We start from the raw sequence: 7841 nt of genomic DNA on the forward strand, positions 1-7841 counted from the left end.
GTCCTCCCCGATGGGGGCCGGGGAGGACGCCGGAGCCGGAGTCTGCGCCGTCGGAGCCTGCGCCGCTGGAGTCTGCGCCACTGGAACGAGTGTCGCCGGAACGAGTGTCGCGGCCAGTGCGGCGGCGGTCACGGAGAGTGCTGTGATCATGCTCCGAACGTAAGGGTTACGCGAACTGCTGGCTCGCCGAGCCGTCGCACGCCCGCAGCTTCAGCGGGTCCTTTGCCGCCGACAGGGTGACGCACAGCCCGGTGGAGGCGGCCGGGCGGAGGGTGGCCCCCTGCTTCACGAACTTCTGGTTGGCGGCGCCCGAGCAGTTCCACAGGACGAGTCCCGCGCCCGGCTCGTACTTGGCGCCCGGTACGTCCAGGCACCGGTCGTGACTCAGTTCCGTACGCAGCGACTGCTGGGCACCGTCGTACCACCAGCCCTGGTTCCGGCCGCCGTGGCAGTCCCAGCCGCCGACGGCGGTGCCGTTGCGGGTGACGGAGCCGGGTGCGTCCAGGCAGGTGCCCGTGGCGGCGTTCTTGAGCGGCTTGAAGGCGTCGTCCCACGCACCCGGAGTCAGCACCGGCTTGCCGGTGGACGCCGGATCTGCACAACTGGCCTCGCGGGACGAGGAGTTGTAGATCTGGCTGAGGCAGGAGGCGAAGGCGGCGTGACCGCTGATGTTGGGGTGGAAGGACTGCCGGACCGAGTTCGCGTCCGGGGGGCCCGGCTTGGAGAGGTCGATGTAGAGCCCGCGCGCCCAGGTGCTCTCCGAGCAGACCTCGTGCCCATGGAAGAGGCGGGAGTTGTCGAGGTACGTGGCGCCCGTCGAGGCAGCGGCCCTGCGCATGCCGCGTTCGAAGGCGGGGACGGCGGCGTTGCGGCCCCAGGCGGTGTCGGAGTCGTAGCCGAGGCCGCCGCAGGCGAGCTTGCCGGGGAAGTCGGGGTTGTCCTTGAAGTCGGGCCCGATCGGGCTCGGGTAGCCCATGACCACGAGCTTGTAGTCGGAGTCGGCGTACCCGGCCCCGGTCATGGTCGTCCGCAGGTCGCGGATCGTCTGCTCGACCTTGGGCACGAGACCGTCCACCCGGGCCTGCCAGCCACCCGCGTACTTGGACTCGCACGGCCCCTGCAGCGTCAGGTACCGGGTGACGCAATCGGTCATCACAGGACCGAACTGAAGATCGTCGTTGGCGCCCGCGACCAGCACCACCATCTTGATCTTCGTGTTGCGCGCCTTGACGGCGAGGTTGTCGCTCTGCACGAGCTCGTCGGCGTACTGCTTGCTGCCGCCGATCCTGATGTTTCCGGTGTAGCCGCCCGAGCAGGAGACGTTGTACGTCACGTCGGCGGCGACGGAGGTCTTGTGGATCGCGGCGTCGGGCGAACGGTGGCACCAGTTGGTCGGCCCGTTCGTCGGCGCCTCGTACGTCCCCGTCCCCTCCCCGGAGATCTCGCTGTCGCCGAGCGAGATGAGCCCGGTCTTGCGGTCGCCCATCGGCCGCTCGGCCGGCGACCCGTACAGCTTGGTGGCCTCGGCCGCCCGGATCGCTTCGAGCTCGGGCGGCAGGGGGGTGGATGCGGCGGCCCGCGGGTCGTTCGGGACCGCTGCGGCGGTGGTCGTGGCCGTCATGCCGCCGACGGTCGCCGCGAGTGCGGCGGTCACGGCGAGGGTGCTGCGGAATCTGTGCCTGGTGCGCGCCATTGCGCCTCCCCGGTTGGTTGTTACCCCCGGTATTTACTGGCCGGTAGCCGAGATGGGAATACCCAGAACAAGACAACCGCTCAACTTTCACAGGAGGTGTCGCACCGATGACGACTGACGACTACCGGATCGAGCACGACTCGATGGGTGAGGTACGGGTTCCCGCCCACGCCAAGTGGCGGGCGCAGACCCAGCGGGCCGTGGAGAACTTCCCGATCTCCGGCCAACGCCTGGAGCGCGCCCACATCGAGGCCCTGGCCCGCATCAAGGCGGCAGCGGCGAAGGTCAACGCGGAGCTGGGCGTCCTGGACAAGGACGTGGCGGGCGCGATCGCCGACGCCGCGGAGGAAGTGGCCCGCGGCGACTGGGACGAACACTTCCCGGTGGACGTCTTCCAGACCGGCTCGGGCACGTCCTCCAACATGAACATGAACGAGGTCGTCGCCACGCTGGCGACGGAGCGGCTCGCGGCCCCGGGAGGCTCCGGGGGCTCGGTCCACCCCAACGACCACGTCAACGCCTCCCAGTCCTCCAACGACGTCTTCCCGTCCTCGATCCACATCGCGGCGACGGCGGCGGTGACGGCCGACCTGATCCCGTCCCTGGAGCACCTGGCGGCCTCCCTGGAGCGGAAATCCGCCGAGTTCGCGGACGTCGTGAAGTCCGGCCGCACCCACCTCATGGACGCCACCCCGGTCACCCTCGGCCAGGAGTTCGGCGGCTACGCGGCGCAGATCAGGTACGGGATCGAGCGCCTCCGCTCCTCCCTCCCCCGCCTCGCCGAACTCCCCTTGGGCGGAACGGCGGTCGGCACGGGCATCAACACCCCGCCCGGCTTCTCCGCCGCCGTCATCTCCGAGGTCGCCCGCGCCACCGGCCTCCCCCTCACCGAGGCCCGCGACCACTTCGAGGCCCAGGGCGCCCGCGACGGCCTGGTCGAGACCTCCGGCCAGCTCCGTACGATCGCCGTCTCCCTCACCAAGATCGCCAACGACCTGCGCTGGATGGCAAGCGGCCCGCGCACCGGATTGGCCGAAATCAACCTCCCCGACCTCCAGCCGGGCTCGTCGATCATGCCGGGCAAGGTCAACCCGGTGGTTCCGGAAGCGGTGTTGATGGTCGCGGCGCAAGTCACCGGCAACGACGCGACGGTCGCCGTCGCGGGCGCCGCCGGCAACTTCGAGCTGAACGTCATGCTCCCCGTCATCGCCAAGAACGTGCTGGAGTCGGTGCGCCTGCTCGCCAACTCCACCCGCCTGCTGGCCGACCGCACCATAGACGGCATCACGGCCAACCGCGAACGGGCCCTGGAATACGCGGAGTCGTCCCCGTCCGTGGTCACCCCCCTCAACAAGTACATCGGCTACGAGGAGGCCGCGAAGGTCGCCAAGAAGTCGGTGGCCGAGCGCAGGACGATCCGCGAGGTCGTCATCGAGGGCGGCTACGTCGAACGCGGCGACCTCACGGAGGCCCAACTGGACGCGGCACTGGACGTGCTGAGCATGACGCGGCCGTAGGGCGGAGGGTGCGTGTCGGAACAATGTCTCACTTACACGTTTCAGTGAGACATTGTCCCGACCCCCCTCCCGGGCCCCTCCCCCTCGGCCCCTGCCTCGGGCCCGTCCGGCGGTCCGTGATCCAAATCGCTGCGCGGCCGTCCTCGTACTCCTAAAATCTGTCCATGACAGAGCACACGGGCGAGGCCGCCGGGACGGGCGGGAGCAGATGGGCGCCGGGGGATCAGATTCTCTGGCGGTACCGGGACAATGCTTCGCGGCGCATTCACATCTGCCGGCCCGTGACCGTCGTGCAGGACACCGACGAGTTGCTCGCCGTCTGGATGGCGCCGGGGACGGAGTGCGTGAAGCCCGTTCTGGCGGACGGGACTTCGGTGCATCAGGAGCCGCTGGAGACCCGGTACACGAAGGCTCGGACGACGACGACCTCGCGGTGGTTCGGGACCGGGGTGCTGAAGCTGGCGCGGCCCGGGGACCCGTGGTCGGTGTGGTTGTTCTGGGAGCGCGGGTGGCGGTTCAAGAACTGGTACGTGAACCTCGAAGAGCCCCGGGCCCGGTGGGTCGGCGGGGTCGATTCACAGGATCACTTTCTGGACATTGCGGTGGCGCCCGACCGGCGGTGGATGTGGCTGGACGAGGACGAGTTCGCGCAGGCCCGGCGGGTGGGGCTGGTGGGAGAGGAGCAGGCCGAGGAGGTGCGGGCGGCGGGGCGCGCTGCCGTGCGGACCGTGGAGGACTGGGGGGCGCCGTTCGCCGACGGGTGGGAGAACTGGCGGCCGGATCCGCACTGGGGAGTGCCGGAACTTCCGGATGACTGGGACCGCACCCCGGCGCACATGACGACGTGAGACTCTTGATGCGCCCCCAGGGTCCAAACGTAGGATCACCCTCCGGAAGACTGCACACCCAGCAGGCATAGGCAGCAACTACCGGGTGTGGAGCAGGACCTGACCGTATGTCACTACAGGGGGGTGGTTCTGTGAACCTGCACGAGAAGGCGTGCGGTTATGTAACGTTCACAGGCCACCGTTCTGTCGACGCCGCCCGCAGAGCGGGTATATCGCACCAAGCGATTGCATCGCACAAGCTCCCCGGACGGACGGAACCCCACGCGTGACGGAGCAGCAGTCCACCTCCCACGAAGGCCGGCAGCCCCTGGTTGCCAGGCCGCACGAGCGCGCCCGGCCGAGGCAGGAGCCGGAGGAAGAGTCCGCCATGGCCACGACGGCTGCCGGAGTGCCGGGCCCCGGGGGCACTCCGCCCCCGGCCAGGACCGAGGGCGACCGGTTGCGGTTCGTCGGGGCCGCGACCCGGCGGATCGCCCGCGGTATCGATCTCGACGAGATCGTGCTGGGACTGTGCCGGGCGACCGTGCCCACTTTCTCGGACGCGATCCTGGTGTATCTGCGGGATCCGCTGCCGGTGGGCGACGAGCGTCCCGCCGTGCCGTTCATGCTGCGGCTGCGGCGCACCGACCGGCTGCGGCTGAGCGGCGAGGGCCCGGCGGGCGAGGAGTCGGACGCCGTGCTGGGCGACGGTTCGCCCGCCCAGCAACTGTGCGAGGTGCTCAGCGGCGGTGCGCTGGCCGAGGTGCTGCGCGGGGTGCGGCCGGTGTTCGGCGACGCGGCCTCCGCGCGCATCGCACTGCCCGAACTGCTGGGCGGCGACTGCGGGCTGCCCGACGGGCGGCGCGCGATACTCGCCCCGCTCCGGGGCCGCCGCCGGGTGATCGGCGCGGCCGTCTTCCTGCGCAGGCCGGAACGGGGCGTGTTCGAGGCCAACGACCTGCTGGTGGCCGCCCAGTTGGCGACGCACACCGCGCTCGGCATCGACAAGGCCGTGCTGTACGGGCGCGAGGCGTACATCGCCGACGAGCTGCAGCGGACGATGCTGCCGGACTCGCTGCCCCGGCCCACCGGTGTGAAGCTCGCGTCCCGGTACCTCCCCGCCGCCGAGACCGCCCGGGTCGGCGGCGACTGGTACGACGCGATTCCGCTGCCCGGCAGCCGGGTGGCGCTCGTCGTGGGCGACGTCATGGGGCACTCGATGACGTCGGCGGCGATCATGGGGCAGTTCCGGACCACCGCCCAGACCCTCGCCGGGCTCGACCTGCCGCCGCAGGAGGTGCTGCACCACCTCGACGAGCAGGCCCAGCGGCTCGGCACCGACCGCATGGCCACGTGCATGTACGCCGTGTACGACCCGGTCGCGCACCGGATCACCATCGCCAACGCCGGGCACCCGCCGCCCATTCTGCTGCACCTGGGAGGCCGCGCCGAGGTGCTGCGGGTGCCGCCCGGGGCGCCCATCGGGGTCGGCGGCGTCGACTTCGAGGCCGTGGAGCTGGACGCTCCGGCGGGAGCGACCCTGCTCCTCTATACGGACGGCCTCGTCGAGTCCCGGCTGCGGGACGTCTGGACCGGCATCGAGCAGCTGCGGGAACGTCTCGCCGCGACCGCCCAGCTGACGGGGCCCGACCATCCGCCGCCCCTCGAAGCGCTCTGCGACGACGTCCTGGACATGCTCGGGCCCGGTGACCGGGACGACGACATCGCGCTGCTCGCGGCCCGTTTCGACGGGATCGCGCCGAGCGACGTCGCGTACTGGTTCCTGGAGCCGGAGGAGCAGGCACCGGGGAGGGCGCGGAGGCTGGCCGGGCGGGCGCTGGAGCGCTGGGGGCTCGAAGAGCTGTCGGACTCCGTCGAGCTGCTGGTCAGCGAGGTCGTCACCAATGCCGTGCGGTACGCGGAGCGGCCGGTGACGCTGCGGCTGCTGCGTACGGACGTACTGCGCTGCGAGGTCGGCGACGATTCGCCGCAGCTGCCCCGGCAGCGGCGGGCCAGGGACACCGACGAGGGCGGACGCGGGCTCTTCCTGGTGAACCGGCTGGCGAAGAAGTGGGGTGCGACCCGGCTGAGCAGCGGGAAGGTCGTCTGGTTCGAGCTGGCACTGCCCGGCTCCGCGGCGGAGGAGAAGAGGTAGCGCGGACGCCTTCCGGGGTTGGATTCGGTCCAAGTGTTGCCGACGTAGTGTCGGAGCGGTTGACTGGGGCAGTCGGACATAGCGACCCAACCCCCACCAACCACCGGAATCTCCGGGAGGACGCTCGTGACCGAGGAGACTCGCAAGGCACCGCAGACCGCCCCGTACACCACCAACAACGCCGGGATCCCGGTGGAGAGCGACGAGCATTCGCTCACCGTCGGGCCCGACGGGCCGATCCTGCTCCAGGACCATTACCTCATCGAGAAGATGGCCCAGTTCAACCGGGAGCGGGTGCCCGAGCGGGTGGTGCACGCGAAGGGCTCGGGTGCGTACGGCTTCTTCGAAGTGACCAACGACGTCAGCCAGTTCACCAAGGCCGACCTCTTCCAGCCGGGGAGGCGGACCGACATGCTGGCCCGCTTCTCGACGGTCGCCGGTGAGCAGGGCTCGCCGGACAGCTGGCGGGACCCGCGCGGTTTCGCGCTCAAGTTCTATACGGAACACGGCAATTACGACATGGTCGGCAACAACACGCCGGTCTTCTTCGTCCGTGACCCGATGAAGTTCCAGGACTTCATCCGCTCGCAGAAGCGCACCCCGGACAGCGGTCTGCGCGACCACAACATGCAGTGGGACTTCTGGACGCTGTCGCCGGAGTCCGCCCATCAGGTGACCATCCTGATGAGCGACCGCGGCATCCCCAGGACGTACCGGCACATGGACGGCTTCAGCTCGCACACGTACATGTGGGTGAACGCGGGCGGCCAGAAGTTCTGGGTGAAGTACCGCTTCAAGACCGAGCAGGGCATCGACTTCTTCCCGCAGGACGAGGCCGACGCGATGGCGGGGACCGACGGTGATGTGCACCGGCGGGACCTGTTCGACTCGATCAAGCGCGGGGAGCACCCGACCTGGAAGCTGTACGTCCAGGTGATGCCGTTCGACGAGGCGCCGGACTACCGCTTCAATCCGTTCGATCTGACGAAGGTGTGGCCGCACGCGGACTACCCCGAGATCGAGGTCGGCCGGATGACCCTGAACGAGAATCCGGAGGACTTCTTCGTCCACATCGAGCAGGCGTCCTTCGAGCCGTCGAACCTGGTGCCGGGCATCGGTCCGTCCCCGGACAAGATGCTGCTCGGCAGGCTCTTCTCCTACCCGGACACCCACCGGTACCGGATCGGGCCCAACTACGCGCAGCTGCCGCCGAACCGGCCCCGGTTCGCCGCCAACTCGTACTCCAAGGACGGACCGATGCGGTACGAGCCGTCACGGGCGAGCGCCGTGTACGCGCCGAACTCGTACGGCGGCCCGGCCGCCGACACCGCCCGCTTCGGCGAGAGCGCCGGATGGCGGACGGCGGGCGAGATGGTGCACCACGCGTACACGCTGCGCCGGGACGACGACGACTGGGGGCAGCCGGGCACGCTGGTGCGCGAGGTCCTGGACGACGCGGCCAGGGACCGGCTGGTGGGCAACATCGTCGGGCATCTGTCGGACGGGGTGAGCAGGCCGGTGCTGGAGCGGGCGTTCACCTACTGGCGGAACGTGGACAAGGAGCTGGGCGAGCGGATCTCCGCGCGGTTCCACTAGGCGCGGCCCGAGGACGAGAAGCGGCGGCCCCCATCCCGGAAGGGTGGGGGCCT

5 protein-coding genes are annotated in these 7841 nt (G+C 70.1%); 4 read left to right on the forward strand and 1 reads right to left on the reverse strand.

The window, feature by feature from the left end; translation table 11 throughout:
- Positions 1-166: 166 nt before the first annotated feature.
- Entirely contained in the window at positions 167-1693 is a 1527-nt protein-coding gene (locus ACWGIG_RS34645) for a ricin-type beta-trefoil lectin domain protein (protein ID WP_453325669.1), read from the reverse strand.
- A 107-nt stretch (positions 1694-1800) separates the two neighbouring features.
- On the opposite strand from ACWGIG_RS34645, the gene ACWGIG_RS34650 reads away from it, so the two are divergent.
- The 4 genes from ACWGIG_RS34650 to ACWGIG_RS34665 all read left to right on the forward strand — a co-directional run bounded on the left by ACWGIG_RS34650 (position 1801) and on the right by ACWGIG_RS34665 (position 7788).
- A complete protein-coding gene (locus tag ACWGIG_RS34650) occupies positions 1801-3210 on the forward strand; it encodes a class II fumarate hydratase (protein WP_453325670.1) in 1410 nt (469 codons plus the stop codon).
- Positions 3211-3374: 164 nt separating this feature from the next.
- Positions 3375-4058, forward strand: coding sequence for a cytidylyl-2-hydroxypropylphosphonate hydrolase (gene fomD / locus ACWGIG_RS34655; protein ID WP_453325671.1), 684 nt, complete (start codon positions 3375-3377; stop codon positions 4056-4058).
- Positions 4059-4323: 265 nt separating this feature from the next.
- Positions 4324-6192: an ATP-binding SpoIIE family protein phosphatase gene (locus ACWGIG_RS34660; RefSeq protein WP_453325672.1), complete on the forward strand. Its 1869-nt coding sequence runs from the start codon at positions 4324-4326 to the stop codon at positions 6190-6192.
- Positions 6193-6318: 126 nt separating this feature from the next.
- Positions 6319-7788, forward strand: coding sequence for a catalase (locus tag ACWGIG_RS34665; protein ID WP_453325673.1), 1470 nt, complete (start codon positions 6319-6321; stop codon positions 7786-7788).
- Positions 7789-7841 lie beyond the last annotated feature (53 nt).

This window comes from Streptomyces sp. NPDC054863 (genome assembly GCF_053610825.1).